Raw genomic sequence first — 16,804 nt, forward strand, 5'->3', positions numbered from 1 at the left:
TTTCTTTCATTTACAAATTTAATAATTCTCTTGGCTTTATGCTATTTTGCTAGCACATTACAAACATAGGAACTAAAGTTTTTGCAAAAATACAATTTTTTCCATTTGCAGAACAGGGGTGCCTATTTAAAATAGAACCGAAATGAAAAAGAATCGCACTCTTACAACAGATATGTGGCAAAGAATGTTTATTGAGAAATGAATTCCGCATTTTGCCCAATAAGGAGTTAAAAGGAGTTATCTCAGGGAGTTAAAAGAAGTTAGAAGCCAATACTTTTGCTCATGGAAGCCATAGCAGGACTGTTGGCCTTTAACTTCTGCCGAAAGCATAACTCCTTCTAACTTCCTTTTATACTATGGGCATTTTGCGGACCACATATTAGGTTTTTATGGTTACATGCAGGATAATTTGCAGTATCATAGTGCAAGATTCGGCAATTTTTACTAATTTTGCCACTTTGAAATAGAAGTGCTAAACCAAAAACATTAAAACTAACATATTGTGGCAGAAACAAAGTACATTTTCGTAACAGGTGGTGTTGCCTCTTCTTTGGGAAAAGGCATTATTTCATCATCTATCGGTAAGTTGCTGCAAGCCAGAGGCTACAGCGTGACTATACAAAAGTTTGATCCCTACATCAACATCGATCCTGGAACACTGAACCCATACGAGCACGGTGAATGCTACGTCACGGTGGACGGACACGAGGCTGACCTCGACTTAGGACATTACGAACGCTTCCTGGGAATCCAGACAACGAAGGCGAACAACATCACGACAGGCCGTATCTACAAGAGCGTTATCGACAAGGAACGCCGCGGTGACTACCTGGGTAAGACGGTGCAGATTATTCCCCATATCACGGACGAAATCAAGCGCAACATCAAATTGTTGGGCAACAAGTACAAGTTCGATTTCGTAATTACTGAAATCGGCGGAACTGTAGGCGATATTGAGTCGCTCCCTTATCTGGAAAGCATCCGCCAGCTGAAATGGGAATTGGGACGCAACGCCTTGTGCGTGCACCTTACTTATGTACCCTATCTGGCTGCAGCCGGTGAGTTGAAGACCAAACCCACACAGCATTCTGTCAAGGAATTGCAGTCGGTGGGCATCCAGCCCGACATTCTGGTATTGCGTGCCGAACACGCATTGAGTACGGGGCTGAAGAAGAAAGTGGCCTTGTTCTGTAATGTCGATGAAAATGCTGTCGTACAGTCTATCGACATGCCTACCATTTATGAAGTGCCGCTCCGCATGCAAGAGCAAGGACTTGATGTCACCATCCTCAAGAAAATGGGCCTTCCCATTGGCGAGACTCCGACACTGGGTCCGTGGCGTGCCTTCTTGGAACGCCGTCATCATGCTACAGAAGTAGTGCGTATCGGTCTGGTGGGAAAATACGACTTGCAGGATGCCTATAAGTCTATCTTGGAAGCCCTCTCGCAGGCTGCCACCTACAACGACCGCAAGGCAGATATTCATTTCATCAACAGCGAGAAGCTGAACGAAGGCAATGTGGAAGAAAATCTGAAGGACATGGACGGTGTCATCATCTGTCCGGGATTTGGTCAGCGAGGCATTGACGGCAAATTTGTAGCTATCAAGTATTGCCGTACCCATGATATACCCACTTTTGGCATTTGCCTGGGCATGCAGTGCATGGCCATCGAATTTGCCCGTAACGTATTGGGCTATGCCGATGCCAACAGCCGTGAAATGGATGAGCAGACCCCTCATAATGTCATCGACATCATGGAAGAACAGAAATCCATCACTAACATGGGTGGCACGATGCGTCTGGGAGCCTATGAATGCGTACTCGAACCAGGCTCGAAGGTTTACGAGGCCTATCAGACAGAACACATTCAGGAGCGCCACCGCCACCGCTACGAGTTTAACAACGACTACAAGGAAGAATTCGAGAAAGCAGGAATGAAGTGCGTGGGCATTAATCCAGAATCGGATTTGGTGGAAATCATCGAAATTCCTACCTTGCGCTGGTTCATTGGTACCCAGTTCCACCCCGAATACAGCAGCACCGTGCTCAAGCCGCACCCGCTGTTCTTGTCATTCGTCAAAGCGGCAATCAGCAAGTAAAAAGATTCGCACAGAGAACACAGGGATATGCAGAGTATTTAACTAAAAAAATCTTCTGGTATATCCTGTGCCCTCTTGTGGAAACAGAAAAGAATAACTTATAAATTTAAAAGCAAATGGATAAAAACACGTTAGTGGGAGCCATCCTGATTGGCGCAGTTGTCATCGGATTCAGCATCTACAGCCGCCCTAGCCAGGAAGAGATGGAGCGTGCACAGCACTACCAGGACTCCATCGAGACTGTGGTGCAACAGCAGGAAGAACAGATGCTGAAAGCCAAGCAGGCTGAAGCTGCACAAGTGCTTCAGGCAGACTCCACTTCGCAATTCTTCGCCCATACCCAAGGCACCGAACAGTTCACTACCCTCGAAAACAACGTCGTGCAAATCACGCTTTCCAACAAGGGAGGACGAGTAAGCAAGGCGATGCTGAAAGAATACAATGACCAGCAAAAGCAACCGCTGGTATTGTTCGATGGCGATGATGCCTCGCTCAACATCGGTTTCGAAGGAAAGAACGAGAACATATTGAGCAGCAATCTGTATTTTGAAACCACGGATGTAACCGATAGCACCGTAACAATGCGCTTGAACGCGGCGAATGGTGGACATTTGGACTTCAAGTACCGCCTGTTGCCAGACTCGTACATGCTCGACTTTACCGTGCAGGCCAGCGGTTTGCAGAACTTTTTTTCGCCTGCGGTAAAGACTATGACTATCGACTGGAAGCAACGTGCACGCCAGATGGAGAAAGGATACAACTTCGAGCAGCGATATACCTCGCTAACCTACAAGCCGGTGGGGGATAGCTTCGACTACTTAAGCGAGACCAAGGATGAGCAGGCAAGTATAACCGAACCGCTTGATTGGGTAGCGTTTAAGAACCAATACTTCTCGTGTGTGTTTATGGCTGAGAAGAACTTCGAAAATGCTACTCTTGACTCGAAGATGGAAGAAAAAAGTAGCGGCTATATGAAAAATTATCATGCCGGCATGCAAACAGCTTTCGATCCTACCGGTATACAGCCCAGCCACTTCCAGTTCTACTTTGGCCCCAACCATTTCAAGACATTGCTGGCCAGCAATGACCTGAGCTTCAAAGATAAAGATCAGGAACTGGAAGACCTGGTTTACTTGGGTTGGCCCATTATACGGCTCATTAACCGCTGGTTCACCATCAACCTCTTCGACTGGTTGTCGGGACTGGGACTGAGCATGGGTGTCGTTATCCTGCTGATGACTATCATCGTGAAGATATTGGTACTGCCCACTACGTGGAAATCGTTTATATCTTCGGCAAAGATGCGTGCCCTGAAGCCTTATGTAGATAAAATCAACGAGAAATATCCCAAGCAGGAAGATGCGCTCAAGAAACAACAGGAAACCATGTCGCTTTACAGCCAGTACGGCGTAAGTCCGATGGGAGGGTGTTTGCCGATGCTGATACAGACACCAGTGTTCATGGCGCTATTCTTTTTCGTACCCAATGCTATCGAGTTGCGTCAGCAGAGTTTTCTGTGGGCCAGCGATCTTTCATCGTATGATGATTTGATTCACTGGAGCACCAGCATCCCGTTGTTGGGAAATCATCTCAGCCTGTTCTGCCTGCTTTTCAGTGCCACTACGGTAATCAACCAGATTATCATGATGAAACAGCAAGACACAGGTGCCAACCCACAGATGGCAGCTATGAAATGGATGATGTATATCATGCCGGTAATGTTCTTTTTTATTTTCAATGAATATGCTTCAGGATTGAGTTATTATTACTTTATCTCTGGGTTAATAGGTATTCTTACGATGTGGATCATGCGGCGTATGACCGATGAAAAGAAGTTGCTGGCACAACTGGAAGCCAATAAGAAAGCGCCTTCTGAACGCAAGCAGAGCGGACTGATGGCGAAGCTGGAAGCCTTGCAGAAAGAGCAGGAACGCCTGCAGAAGGAACGTGAAGGACGAATGAATAAAAAACATTAAGAAGCTGTTTTGAATTTCTCCAAAAAGTTTTTCTTGGCTTGATGTATCCGTTTTCGTGTGTGCTTTGGGCAATTTTTTGGTCCTTTCCGCTCCTGTTCTTCGTCAGATAGCCCGCTATCTTCCTCATCACAGAAGCGAAAATGCCTCAAAAACTCATCCCAAATCATCGCACGATAAATTCAAAACAGCTTCTAAGAATTGTTTTTCAATAAAATAAAAAAGCTCTGTTCTATTAAGAATCGGAGCTTTTTCATTTTATTGAAAACAGAATTTACAGAGGAACATCAGTGAATCACAGACAAACAATTTCTGTGCATTAGAAATGTATTTACAATGCTATATTGCTATACATTCTCTAATTTTATTTCTTTTTTTAGAGCAAAAGCTTTGACATATTATTTGATTTGGTTACATTTGCGCAACTTAAAGAGATAATATTATGAATTGGCTACAAGATTTATTGACGAATCCCAACTCCATAGCGCACATTGTTGCGCTTTATGCCTTTGTAATTTCAGGCGGAGTACTTTTAGGGAAAATTAAAATTTTCGGCATCTCACTGGGAGTTACTTTTGTCTTGTTCGTTGGAATCTTGGCAGGGCATTTCGGTTTTACGGGGAATCCTGCCATTCTTTCTTTCCTACAAGACTTTGGGTTGATATTGTTTGTATTCTGCATTGGTCTGCAGGTTGGTCCTTCATTTTTCTCCTCATTTAAGGAGGGAGGAATTAGACTGAACCTACTTGCTACTGGCATTGTTGCATTTAATATCATTGTTGCCCTTATTATTTATTATGCCTTGCAAGGACGCATTGAAGTTCCGATGATTGTGGGTATCCTTTGTGGTGCAGTAACGAATACACCGGGGCTAGGAGCTGCCAATGAAGCGTTGCAACAGTTACACTATGAAGGTCCGGAAATTGCCATGGGATATGCATGTGCTTATCCGTTGGGAGTAATCGGCATTATTCTTTCAATGATTCTTATCCGCTATATATGCAGGGTAGATCTTGAAAAGGAATCGGAAGCTATCCAACAAGCCGAAGAAGCCAACCCGCATCTGAAACCTTATCGAATCCAGCTAAGGGTGGAAAATCCGGCTTTAAATGGCAAGACTATTTTGCAGTTGCAAAATTTCTTGGCACGTAATTTAGTGTGTTCGCGTATCCTCCAAAACGGAGAGGTAAATATTCCTAATTCTAAAACAGTGCTACACACAGGTGATGAAATGAACATCGTATGTGCCGAAGATGACGCAGAGGCAATAGAGGCCTTTATCGGTTCAAAAATTGAAGTGGACTGGGAACATCAGAATACAGAAAACAAACCGATGGTATCGCGCCGTATTTTGGTGACACAACCTTCTATTAACGGGAAAACTGTGGGTGAACTACATTTCAGTAGCATGTATGGTGTGAATGTGACTCGTGTCAATCGTTCGGGTATGGATCTTTTTGCAGCCCGAAGTTTAACATTGCAGGTCGGTGACCGTGTAATGGTAGTAGGACCGCAAGATGCCATTGAACGTGTGGCTGGAATGTTAGGTAACCAGTTGAAACGTTTGGACCACCCCAATATTGTGACTATTTTTGTGGGGATTCTTTGTGGTATTATTTTTGGCAGCCTGCCATTTGCTATTCCAGGTATCCCTACACCTGTAAAGCTAGGCTTAGCAGGTGGTCCATTAATCATTTCTATTCTGATTGGACGTTTCGGATATAAAGTTCATTTAGTGACTTATACTACAATGAGTGCAAATCTGATGCTGCGTGAAGTCGGATTGGTTTTGTTCTTGGCAAGTGTGGGCGTCAAGGCTGGTGAAAACTTCGTGCAAACTGTTGTCGAAGGTGATGGTTTGCTATATGTAGGAGTCGGTTTTCTTATTACATTACTTCCTTTAATGATTATCGGCTTAATAGCACGGTTATACTATAAAATCAATTATTATACCCTGATAGGTTTGATAGCTGGTAGTACAACTGATCCACCAGCACTGGCATATTCTAATCAAGTGTCAGGTAATGACGCACCAGCGGTAGGTTACTCTACAGTATATCCATTAGTTATGTTCTTGCGAATTTTAACTGCACAATTATTCATCCTATTTATGGCTTAAACCATTAAAAGCCAATAATAAATTCAATAGGAGAGGAGCAAAAAATAGAATTAATAAATGAACAATTGACAATTATGGTGCTACCAGCTAATTGTCAATTGTTCATTGTTAGGTTACTTAGTCATTATCATTATCCATATCGATGAGATTTCCATTAAGGTCAAAAGTCAATTCCCAAAAATTGGAGAGTCTTACTTCGTATTCATAACGGTCTTTCTCAATCTTTATTACATTGGCATCGGGATAATTGCTTTTTACGAATTCTTGTACTTTGGTTGGCACTATGGCTTGTGGAACCGTCATCCGCCGGCAACTCACATCTTTCCAATTACCTTTTTTATCGAATTCAACCTTATCACCATTGATGAATATAACATCGTAGGACGAATCAAGAAATTCTTTTTCCATTTTGACAAAAGCAACTTTCGCATCAGCAAAATGTTGCTTAATAAAAGTTTGTGCAGCCGCCGGCAGCTGTTCAAAAGTAATAGGCTTATCATTGTCTGCCATAGCTACTTGCATCGAAAACATACATACTAATAAAAACATCCACTTTTTCATAAGGCTTACATTTTTAATGGTTAATAATTTCATTCCGTTTAATTTTTCTATTGCAAAGTAAAGCAGCAAATCTGAAAGAATTTGGGAATTGAAAAAATTAGAATACCTATTAACATTCTTTTTATGTTTATCAATTCGATAAAAACAAATGATTGAAAGTGGTGGGAATATTATTACGAATTAAACATAATCGCGATTATACTAATATTGGACGTCCATCCAATTTTATAATAGTCAGTAAAAGTATGCGATTTATCGAGAATATTATCTACCTTTGTCTGCAGAACTCATTGTTCCTAAACATGGAAAGACAAAAGAAATAAACCGAATCAAATTTGATTTTGTAATCTACTAAAATCAATTTAACCAAATTAAAAGTATGAATAATTTTATGTTTTACAGTCCCACAGAGTTTGTTTTCGGTAAAGATACTGAACTACAGACGGGAACGTTAGTGAAAAAATTTCACGGGACAAATGTATTGATAGTATATGGAAAAAGTTCTGTCCGAAAAAATGGTTTATTGAATCGCGTAAAAAAATCGTTAGAAGAAATAGGCATTGTCTACACCGAACTAGCAGATGTGCAACCTAATCCTACTGATTTGAAAGTGTACGAAGGCATTGAGCTAGGAAGACGTAACCAAGTAGATTTTCTCTTACCTATAGGCGGAGGTTCTGTTATTGACACGGCTAAAGCGATTGCTGCCGGCATCCCTTATGAAGGTGATTTTTGGGATTTCTTCACCGGTAAGAGTGTGCCCCACATAGCGCTGCCTGTGGGTGTGGTGCTCACCATCCCTGCGGCAGGTAGCGAAGGGTCAGGCAATTCGGTCATCACGAAAGTGGACGGACTAAAAAAACTAAGCTTACGCACTCCTGAAGTGTTACGTCCACAATTTGCCATAATGAATCCAGAATTAACTTATACCCTACCTGCTTGGCAGACAGCAAGTGGCATCACCGACATGATGGCGCATATCATGGAGCGTTATTTTACAAATACTCCTGGTACGGAAGTAACCGACCGCCTGTGCGAAGGCATCTTGAAAGCCATTATCGAGGAAGCACGGAAAATAATAGCCGACCCGTATAATTACGAAGCCCGTGCCAACATCATGTGGGCAGGTACCATAGCCCATAATGGCATTTGTGGTACAGGCTGTGAAGAAGACTGGGCCTCTCACTTCATGGAACACGAAGTAAGTGCTCTCTACGATGTGACTCACGGAGCGGGTCTTGCCGTAATTTTCCCTGCATGGCTCACTTACATGATTAACCATAATGTTGGCAAAGTAGCGCAATATGCTGAACGCGTATGGGATGTGCCGGTTAGTGAAGACCAAAAAGCAGTGGCACAAGAAGGTATCACACGCCTGAAAGCCTTCTTATGTGAAATCGGCATGCCTACAACGTTCCGGGAACTTGGCATCGAACACCCAGACATTGACAAACTGGTAAAACATCTGCATGCCAATAAGGGTGAACGAGTAGGTAACTACGTTCCCTTAGACCGCCAGGCAACACGGGAAATTTATGAGATAGCCAATAGTTAACGAAAAAATTAAGGATATTAAAAAAGTTAAAGGAGTGACCAATTCCTTCTGCTTCTGACTTCAAATAAAAACTAGTCTTATGAGATTTGACAATTCAACCATCCGTCGGCAAGACCGGACACTGGAACAAGAACGCGCCTTTGAAATCTTGCGGGAAGGCGAATATGGCGTGCTGTCTATGCGCAGCGAGGACGGGAACGGTGCGTACGGAATCCCCCTTAGTTACGTGTGGGACCGCGGCAATTCCATCTATATCCATTGCGCCCCTACTGGACACAAGCTATTGTGTATTGATGCCTGCCCACAAGTGTCCTTCTGCGTAATAGGACGTACGCAAGTAAAGCCAGCGCAGTTCACTACTGCCTATGAAAGCGTGATTGTGCAATGTACTGCTCACCGCAGCTTACATGAGGCGGAACGCATGTCGGCGCTCTCGCTCTTACTTAGCAAGTATTGTCCAGATAATAAGATGCAAGGCATCGAATATGCCCAAAAGTCGTTCCATCGTACGGAAATAATCCGATTAGACATAGAGCTTGTCAGTGCCAAAAGCAAACAAGCATTTGTCTAAGTTAAACACGAAAAGCTTATTGGAAAGAGGGAAATCCCTATCATGAATAGGAATCTCCCTTGTCCGATTTAGGAAAAATAAGTTGGAAGTACCGAGTGTCAAGTTTATCTTTGCACATAGAAACCAACAACAAGAAAAGGAGGATGACATGAAAACCCAGACACACAAACTTTACCGCATATTTTTCCTGACGGCAATGGTGCTCACATTAGCTTCATGTGAATACGCAGGAATAGGAATCGAATTTGGAAATGGCACGAACAGTTACCGCGAATGTACCGATTATCTATGCAGCAGGACATGGGTGGAAGAATGGTACGATGAGTATGACACGTATTATTATCAGGAACTTCGCTTCTACCCTGATAATACAGGTACGGACTACCTCTATCAAGAAGACCGGTATGGGAACCGAAACGAGTCAACGATGCATTTCGGATGGGACTGGTGGAATGTTTCATACACCAGCATCCGAATTGACTACCGGAACGGTTATTCGTACATGGATAACATCCAGATGGGAGGCAACCAGCTGAACTGCTTGTTCGACAACTATCCGGCCTATTTTACCGGAAAGTGAACTGCACATTCACTACCAAATACAGAAGAGCTATTGAAAACAGACTATGCTTCCCTGTCTTTCTATGGTGAAATAATTGAACAACCTAAATTTAACATTAAAAATAAATGAAAACAAGTTTAATGACTATGACTGCCGCCGTGATGCTTGCTGCAAGTGGACAGACGTACGCCGGCGTGCAAACAGATAAACCTTTTATCGGCAAACAGGAGATAACCATCAAAGACGGCCGGTTAACCCCCGAAGCCCTTTGGGCAATGGGTCGTATCGGTAGCACCAATGTGTCGCCCGATGGAAAACGGATTGCCTACACCGTATCATATTACAGCGTAAAGGAAAACGCTAGTCACACGGTCATCTATGTGATGAACGCTGACGGTACAGGAAACACTATGCTCACCACCTCTGCAACTAGTGAAAATTCCCCTACCTGGATAAAAAACGGTACCAAAATCGCTTTCCTCACATCGGAAAGTGGAAGCAGCCAGCTTTGGGAAATGAATCCTGATGGCAGCGGACGCAAGCAACTCTCGGCACACCCAAGCGATATTGAAGGCTTCCAGTTCTCACCCGACGAAAACAAGGTACTTTTTATTGCTCAAGTAAAATACGGCGAACGCACCTCCGACCTATATCCTGACCTTGACAAGGCGAGCGGACGGGTGATAGATGACTTAATGTACAAGCACTGGGACGAATGGGTGGAAACAATCCCACACCCTTTCATTGCATCTTTTGACGGCAATCAAGTGGGCGATGCTACCGATATCTTAGCTGGAGAGCCTTATGAATCACCGATGAAGCCTTTCGGAGGCATCGAACAACTGGCATGGAGTAACGATGGCAAGCAAATAGCCTATACTTGCCGCAAAAAAAACGGTAAAGAGTATGCCGTATCGACCGACTCGGACATCTACCTTTACGACATTAATACCAAACAGACTCGCAACCTCTGCAAAGAAGATGCCATCGATAAGAACTTGGGCTATGATACCAACCCACAATTTTCGCCAGACGGTAAGCACATTGCCTGGCAAAGTATGGAACGAGATGGCTACGAAAGCGATCGTAACCGCCTGTGCGTAATGAATCTGGACAGTGGAGAGAAAATCTACGTGACGGAAACATTCCAATCAGGCGTGGATAGCTACTGCTGGGCTCCAGACAGTGAGACCTTATACTTTACAGGCGTATGGCACGCTACCAGCATGATTCATAGTACCAACCTGAAGGGAGAGGTGAAACAACTCACTGAAGGAATGTACGATTATACATCGGTCAGCATGTTGAATGATAAGCAACTGCTTACCATGCGCCATTCGCTGAGCGAAGCTGACGAGCTTTTTACTGTCGACCTGAAAGAAAAACACAAGGTGACTCGCATCACGACGGAAAACGACCATATCTTCGGCCAATTGAAGAAAGGAAAGGTAGAACCCCGTTGGACCAAAACCGTAGACGGCAAGGACATGCTCTCGTGGGTAGTTTATCCCACAGACTTTGACCCGAGCAAGAAATACCCCACCCTACTCTTCTGTGAAGGAGGACCGCAAAGCCCCGTCAGTCAGTTCTGGAGCTATCGCTGGAACCTGCAAATCATGGCTGCCAATGGTTACATAGTCATCGCTCCCAACCGTCGCGGATTGCCTGGATTCGGCATGGAATGGTTGGAGGAAATCAGTACTAACTATGGCGGACATTGCATGGATGATTACTTGAGCGCAATAGACGATATTGCCCAGGAACCCTACGTTGACAAGGAACGCCTAGGTTGCGTGGGAGCCAGCTTTGGAGGATACTCGGTATACTGGCTCGCCGGACACCACAACAAACGTTTCAAGGCTTTTATCGCCCACGATGGATTCTTCAACATGGAACAACAATACTTAGAAACCGAAGAACTGTGGTTTACCAACTGGGACTTAGGCGGTCCATATTGGGATAAGCAGAACCCTGCCGTACAGCGCAGCTATGCCAACTCGCCACACCTCTTCGTCGATAAATGGGATACACCTATCCTTTGTATCCATGGTGAAAAGGATTACCGCATCCTCGCTTCACAGGGAATGGCAGCTTTCAATGCTGCCAAACTCAGAGGAGTGCCCGCTGAACTACTCATTTTTCCCGATGAGAACCACTGGGTGCTGAAACCTCAGAATGGTGTATTATGGCAACGCATTTTCTTTCGCTGGTTGGACAAATGGCTAAAAAATAACCCTAGAAACAAATAACAAGTATGATAAAGAATGTTGTATTTGATTTCGGTGGCGTGATAGTCGACCTCGACCGCGAACAAGCGGTCAAGGCTTTTGTACATCTTGGTCTGACCGATGCCGGCCACATTCTTGACAAGTATCACCAGACCGGAATATTTCAAGAATTGGAAGAAGGGAAACTGCGCGAAGAAGACTATCGTGAGAAACTGGGGCAATTGTGCGGACGCACACTGAAGCGCGAAGAAGTACGTCAGGCCTGGATGAGTTTCGTGAGTGGCATGGACTTGCGCAAACTGGACTACATCACCGAATTGCGCAAGCAGGGGTATCGTACCTTCCTACTTAGTAACACCAATCCCTACCTGATGGATTATTGGGCACGCACGCCCCAGTTCACTCCTTCGGGTAAAAGCATTGACACGTATTTCGACAAGCTCTACCTCTCGTTCGAGATGAGATGTATGAAACCTGGAATGGATATTTTCAAAAAAATGTTGGAAGACGCACGGATGCAGCCTGAAGAAACACTATTCATTGATGATAGTATAACGAATATAGAATCAGGTAAAAAAGCAGGTATGAACACTTTATGCGTATCAAATCTGTCTGATTGGCGGAAACAAGTAGATAATCTACTGGCAAAAGTCAACCAATCAGGTCTTATCCAGAAGTCATGACAGTACGGGAAGTTTACTAAGATTCAGCAATTTGCACAATAAAGATGGCATATAAGATGATTAGGTAGTTCATCTTCATATGCCATCTTTTATTTTTAAGGACATTCGGATAATCCCTGAAACAGGCTTTTATATTTCCCTGAGACCTTCTATAAATTCACACAATTAATCCTCGCCAAGCAAGAATTCCATAACTTGACATGCCGACTTCGCAACCGAAGTTCCAGGACCAAATATAGCCATTACACCAGCCCGATAAAGAAAATCGTAGTCTTGCGGAGGAATAACACCACCGGCAAATACAAGTATGTCTTCACGGCCTAAATTTTTCAGCTCTGCGATAATTTGTGGAATAAGTGTCTTATGTCCTGCAGCCAGTGATGATACTCCTACAGCATGCACATCGTTCTCTACAGCTTCACGAGCTGCTTCTGCCGGAGTTTGAAACAAAGGACCCATATCTACATCGAAGCCACAATCAGCAAATCCTGTGGCTACAACTTTAGCCCCTCGGTCGTGTCCGTCTTGTCCCATTTTAGCAATCATTACCCGCGGACGCCTTCCCTCTTTTTTGGCAAACTCTTCGGTTAACTCACACGCCCGTGTAAAGTCTGCATCTTTTTTACTTTCTGATGAATACACGCCTGAAATTGTTTTAATTACTGCTTTATATCTTCCTACCACCTTTTCGCATGCGTACGAAATCTCACCCAATGTTGCACGTACTTTGGCTGCCGCCACTGCAAGTTCAAGTAAATTCCCCTTACCGGTGCGTACACATTCTGTAATTGCATTCAAGGCATTATCTACCTCTTCTTGATTTCTTCCTTCACGCAGACGTCGCAGATTTTCTATTTGTTCTTGACGTACAGCTGTATTATCTACTTCTAGAATATCAATCGGATCTTCTTTTTCCAAACGATACTTGTTAGTACCAACAATAGTCTGTTCGCCCGAATCAATACGTGCCTGAGTACGTGCTGCTGCTTCTTCAATACGCATTTTCGGAATTCCTGTCTCGATAGCTTTTGCCATTCCACCCAATTTTTCAATCTCTTGAATATGTTCCCATGCACGATGGGCAAGTTCATGAGTCAATGATTCTACGTAGTAAGACCCAGCCCACGGATCTATCTCACGGCAAATCTGTGTTTCTTCCTGTATATAAATTTGAGTGTTACGTGCGATACGTGCCGAAAAATCGGTAGGCAGCGCAATAGCTTCGTCTAAAGCATTGGTATGCAAAGATTGTGTATGTCCTAATGCAGCTGCCATTGCTTCAATACAAGTACGGCCAACATTATTAAAAGGATCTTGTTCGGTAAGCGACCATCCGGATGTCTGGGAATGAGTACGCAAAGTAAGTGATTTGGGGTTCTTCGGATTAAATTGCTTGACTATTTTTGCCCACAACATACGTGCCGCACGCATCTTGGCTATCTCCATGAAATGGTTCATGCCGATTGCCCAAAAGAAAGAAAGCCGAGGAGCAAAGGCATCAATGTCAATCCCAGCCGCAATCCCGGCACGAAGATATTCCAATCCATCGGCAAGAGTATAGGCAAGCTCGATATCAGCTGTAGCACCAGCTTCCTGCATGTGATAGCCTGAAATAGAAATTGAATTGAATTTGGGCATCTTCTGCGAGGTGTATTCAAAAATATCAGAAATGATTTTCATTGAAAATGCAGGTGGGTAGATATACGTATTACGCACCATGAATTCTTTCAATATGTCATTCTGAATAGTGCCAGCCATTTCCTCCAGTTTCGCCCCCTGCTCTAATCCTGCATTGATATAAAATGCCATAATGGGCAATACGGCACCATTCATGGTCATTGAAACGGACATCTTGTTCAAGGGAATGCCATCAAACAAGACTTTCATATTTTCAAGTGAACAGATAGATACACCTGCTTTTCCCACATCTCCTACTACACGAGGATGATCTGGGTCATAGCCACGATGAGTAGGAAGGTCAAACGCGACCGATAATCCTTTCTGTCCTGAAGCCAAGTTACGACGGTAAAATGCGTTCGACTCTTCTGCCGTAGAAAAACCAGCATACTGACGGATTGTCCAAGGACGGAAAGCATACATCATCGAGTAAGGCCCACGCAAAAATGGTGGAAGCCCTGCTGCATAATTGAGGTGTTCCATACCTTCCAGGTCCTCCTGGGTATAGACAGGTTTTACTTGGATTTGCTCAGGTGTTTTCCAGCTAGCAGTAATGCCATTGGAGCGTTGCCATTCTTTTCCATCTTGAGGATGAAAGCCGGCAAATATGTCAATGTCTTTAAAATTCGGTTTCATGGTTTATGGTTATTCCGTGGTTCTGTGTTCGATAAGTCAATCATAATAATTCAGCATTGAATGTACGCAAGGTTTCCAATACATTGCAACGGACATGAATGAAATGTTTAATACCTGCTGCTTTTAAGTCCTCCATGCAGGCAGGAGCACCTGCAACAATGAACATTGCACGACCATTCAAAGCCTGATAGGCAGGCACTGCATATTGAGCATATTCATCGTCACTGGAGCAAAGGACTACAACATCTGCATTTGACTTTAAAGCCGCTTCTATGCCTTCCTCCACTGAATCAAAGCCCAGGTTATCTATTACTTCATATCCGGCACATGCCAGGAAATTGCAAGAGAACTGGGCGCGTGCCTGACGCATTGCCAGATTGCCAATGGTAAGCATAAACGCTTTCGGACGTTTTCCCGAACGTTCGGTTTCCAGGCGGAGTGCTTCGAATTGGCTTGCTGCACGCTCGGTACTGAGTCTTGCAAACGATTTTTCCTCCTCATGATGATGCTTTCCATCACATCCGCACACATGTTCATACGGGACTTTACTTCCAGCTATTTCATTAAAGTTCGGATACTGATTGGTTCCCAGCAGAATTTCTTTCCGGCGTGATACAGCTTCGTGGCGTGCCTGGTTACTTTGGTTTACGGCATTCTGTACATTTTCTGCAAGAATAGCTTTTACCATTCCACCTTCTTCATCGGTTTTCAGAAACAGGTTCCATGCCTGCTTGGCTATGGATACAGTAAGGTTTTCAATGTAATATGAACCGCCGGCAGGGTCTACAATACGATTGAAGTGAGACTCTTCTTTCAGCAACAGTTGTTGGTTGCGTGCCAAACGTTCAGAAAATTCACTCGGCGTTTCATAAACACTGTCAAAAGGAGTGACGGTTATCGAATCCACCCCTGCCAAGGCTGCACTCATTGTTTCCGTCTGTGTGCGAAGCAGATTAACATACGAATCAAACAATGTCAGGTTGAATGTAGAGGTTTCTGCGTGTATATTCATTTGGCATGCCGTATCTTCCTTCGGCTGGTAAGCTTTCACTATAGACGCCCAAAGCATACGTGCAGCACGGAATTTGGCGATTTCCATAAAATAGTTAGAACTTATGCCAAAATGGAACTTGATTTTTCTTGCAGCAAGGTCTGCTGGAATTCCGCTTTCTACCAGCATGCTAAGATATTCATTTCCCCATGCCAATGCATAGCCTAATTCTTGATAAATATAGGAGCCGGCATTGTTAAGTTGACATGCATTGACAACTACACAGCGGAAATGGGGATAATCGGCAAGAATACGTACCAGCTCAGCTGCCTGGCTGATAATCGGGCTTACATCTTTACCTTTTTGCAGCATCTTGCCGATAGGGTCAAAATTGAGCGATCCGTAAAGTTTGTCAGAGGCATACCCTTTCTCTTTAAAATAATCGGTTAGTAACTGCGCCAACAGCACGGTGTGACGCTGGCAAGTAGTGAAGTTCAATTCGATGCTGTCACAATAGATTCCTTCCAATAACGTGCGAAGGTATTCAGCATTCAAGTCTTTTGCCTTGATATGAAATCCCAACGAATCAACCCCTTTGTTGAGTAAGGCAAGAGCATGCTGATTGGCTTCTAAAGGATTTTCCACATGGATATCTTGACGAATAAACCAGGCATTGTCATTTTTTTTATTTCCTCTCAAATAAGGGAATTCACCTGGAAGCGAATCAATTGTTTTCAGTTCTTCCAAATCTTCCCGACGATAAAAAGGCCTTACATTAAAACCTTCATTGGTTTTCCATACCAATTTCTTTTCATAGTCAGCTCCTTTCAGATCTGTCTGGATTCTGTCCATCCATTCTTGAGTTGTCACTTCTGGGAAATCGGAAAAGAGTTTTTCTCTATTATCTGTCATACTTTGTGTTTTATGGGTTTACGATTTAAGTTGATTGGCACACGGATTAAATACGCATGCTTAGGCAAATATACAAAATTATAGTAGAACAAAACTGATTTGCGGATTTTTTTTAAATGAATTCCGCAATTAGAGCCGTCGTTTAAATTTTGCTCAGGTTAGAAGCTGTTTTGAATTTCTCCAAAAAGTTTTTCTTGGCTTGATGTATCTGTTTTCGTGTGTGCTTTGGGCGATT

At 43.7% G+C, this 16,804-nt stretch carries 12 protein-coding genes; 8 read left to right on the top strand and 4 right to left on the bottom strand.

The features are described 5' to 3' along the window. The first annotated feature begins 502 nt into the window (after window positions 1–502). A complete protein-coding gene (locus tag H9625_RS15725; protein WP_022040877.1) occupies window positions 503–2,101 on the top strand; it encodes a CTP synthase in 1,599 nt (532 codons plus the stop codon). A 116-nt stretch (window positions 2,102–2,217) separates the two neighbouring features. Continuing rightward, complete coding sequence (yidC, locus tag H9625_RS15730; protein WP_191765266.1) at window positions 2,218–4,077, top strand: membrane protein insertase YidC; 1,860 nt, start codon at window positions 2,218–2,220, stop codon at window positions 4,075–4,077. On the opposite strand, the gene H9625_RS15735 is transcribed toward yidC, so the two are convergent. After that, on the bottom strand, window positions 4,074–4,244 hold the full coding sequence (locus tag H9625_RS15735) for a hypothetical protein (RefSeq protein ID WP_158100112.1): 171 nt from the start codon (window positions 4,242–4,244) through the stop codon (window positions 4,074–4,076). The genes yidC and H9625_RS15735 overlap by 4 nt on opposite strands. A 272-nt stretch (window positions 4,245–4,516) precedes the next feature. Here H9625_RS15735 and H9625_RS15740 point away from each other — a divergent pair, with 272 nt between their 5' ends. Beyond that, complete coding sequence (locus H9625_RS15740; protein WP_087397845.1) at window positions 4,517–6,193, top strand: putative transporter; 1,677 nt, start codon at window positions 4,517–4,519, stop codon at window positions 6,191–6,193. 117 nt (window positions 6,194–6,310) lie between these two features. Here H9625_RS15740 and H9625_RS15745 read toward each other — a convergent pair whose 3' ends face one another. Then, window positions 6,311–6,754, bottom strand: a complete 444-nt coding sequence (locus tag H9625_RS15745; RefSeq protein WP_022040874.1) for a PepSY-like domain-containing protein — start codon at window positions 6,752–6,754, stop codon at window positions 6,311–6,313. Window positions 6,755–7,133: 379 nt separating this feature from the next. Here H9625_RS15745 and H9625_RS15750 point away from each other — a divergent pair, with 379 nt between their 5' ends. From H9625_RS15750 to H9625_RS15770, 5 genes are all read left to right on the top strand, one after another. Then, window positions 7,134–8,309, top strand: coding sequence for an iron-containing alcohol dehydrogenase (locus H9625_RS15750; RefSeq protein WP_087209849.1), 1,176 nt, complete (start codon window positions 7,134–7,136; stop codon window positions 8,307–8,309). A gap of 79 nt (window positions 8,310–8,388) precedes the next feature. Next, window positions 8,389–8,880, top strand: a complete 492-nt coding sequence (locus H9625_RS15755) for a pyridoxamine 5'-phosphate oxidase family protein (RefSeq protein WP_022040872.1) — start codon at window positions 8,389–8,391, stop codon at window positions 8,878–8,880. 148 nt (window positions 8,881–9,028) lie between these two features. Next, window positions 9,029–9,460 (top strand): hypothetical protein, encoded by a 432-nt coding sequence (locus tag H9625_RS15760; RefSeq protein ID WP_022040871.1) that lies wholly within the window; start codon window positions 9,029–9,031, stop codon window positions 9,458–9,460. A gap of 107 nt (window positions 9,461–9,567) precedes the next feature. After that, window positions 9,568–11,691 carry a S9 family peptidase gene (locus tag H9625_RS15765; RefSeq protein ID WP_191765268.1) on the top strand — a complete coding sequence of 708 codons (2,124 nt, stop codon included), beginning with the start codon at window positions 9,568–9,570 and terminating at the stop codon, window positions 11,689–11,691. Between the two features lie 5 nt (window positions 11,692–11,696). Then, window positions 11,697–12,353 (top strand): HAD family hydrolase, encoded by a 657-nt coding sequence (locus H9625_RS15770; RefSeq protein ID WP_022040869.1) that lies wholly within the window; start codon window positions 11,697–11,699, stop codon window positions 12,351–12,353. Between the two features lie 165 nt (window positions 12,354–12,518). Here the strand turns inward: H9625_RS15770 and scpA are convergent, their stop codons facing one another. Next, window positions 12,519–14,666, bottom strand: a complete 2,148-nt coding sequence (gene scpA / locus H9625_RS15775; RefSeq protein WP_022040868.1) for a methylmalonyl-CoA mutase — start codon at window positions 14,664–14,666, stop codon at window positions 12,519–12,521. A 40-nt stretch (window positions 14,667–14,706) separates the two neighbouring features. After that, complete coding sequence (mutA, locus tag H9625_RS15780; RefSeq protein WP_191765269.1) at window positions 14,707–16,569, bottom strand: methylmalonyl-CoA mutase small subunit; 1,863 nt, start codon at window positions 16,567–16,569, stop codon at window positions 14,707–14,709. Between the last annotated feature and the right edge of the window lie 235 nt (window positions 16,570–16,804).

Source organism: Phocaeicola intestinalis (assembly GCF_014837065.1).
Classification (GTDB): domain Bacteria; phylum Bacteroidota; class Bacteroidia; order Bacteroidales; family Bacteroidaceae; genus Phocaeicola; species Phocaeicola intestinalis.

Coding starts and splice junctions, on each gene's coding strand:
- H9625_RS15745 (WP_022040874.1), bottom strand. CDS start 6,754: ATGAAAAAGTGGATGTTTTTATTAGTATGTATGTTTTCGATGCAAGTA.
- scpA (WP_022040868.1), bottom strand. CDS start 14,666: ATGAAACCGAATTTTAAAGACATTGACATATTTGCCGGCTTTCATCCT.
- H9625_RS15765 (WP_191765268.1), top strand. CDS start 9,568: ATGAAAACAAGTTTAATGACTATGACTGCCGCCGTGATGCTTGCTGCA.
- mutA (WP_191765269.1), bottom strand. CDS start 16,569: ATGACAGATAATAGAGAAAAACTCTTTTCCGATTTCCCAGAAGTGACA.
- H9625_RS15735 (WP_158100112.1), bottom strand. CDS start 4,244: ATGATTTGGGATGAGTTTTTGAGGCATTTTCGCTTCTGTGATGAGGAA.
- yidC (WP_191765266.1), top strand. CDS start 2,218: ATGGATAAAAACACGTTAGTGGGAGCCATCCTGATTGGCGCAGTTGTC.
- H9625_RS15770 (WP_022040869.1), top strand. CDS start 11,697: ATGATAAAGAATGTTGTATTTGATTTCGGTGGCGTGATAGTCGACCTC.
- H9625_RS15755 (WP_022040872.1), top strand. CDS start 8,389: ATGAGATTTGACAATTCAACCATCCGTCGGCAAGACCGGACACTGGAA.
- H9625_RS15760 (WP_022040871.1), top strand. CDS start 9,029: ATGAAAACCCAGACACACAAACTTTACCGCATATTTTTCCTGACGGCA.
- H9625_RS15740 (WP_087397845.1), top strand. CDS start 4,517: ATGAATTGGCTACAAGATTTATTGACGAATCCCAACTCCATAGCGCAC.
- H9625_RS15750 (WP_087209849.1), top strand. CDS start 7,134: ATGAATAATTTTATGTTTTACAGTCCCACAGAGTTTGTTTTCGGTAAA.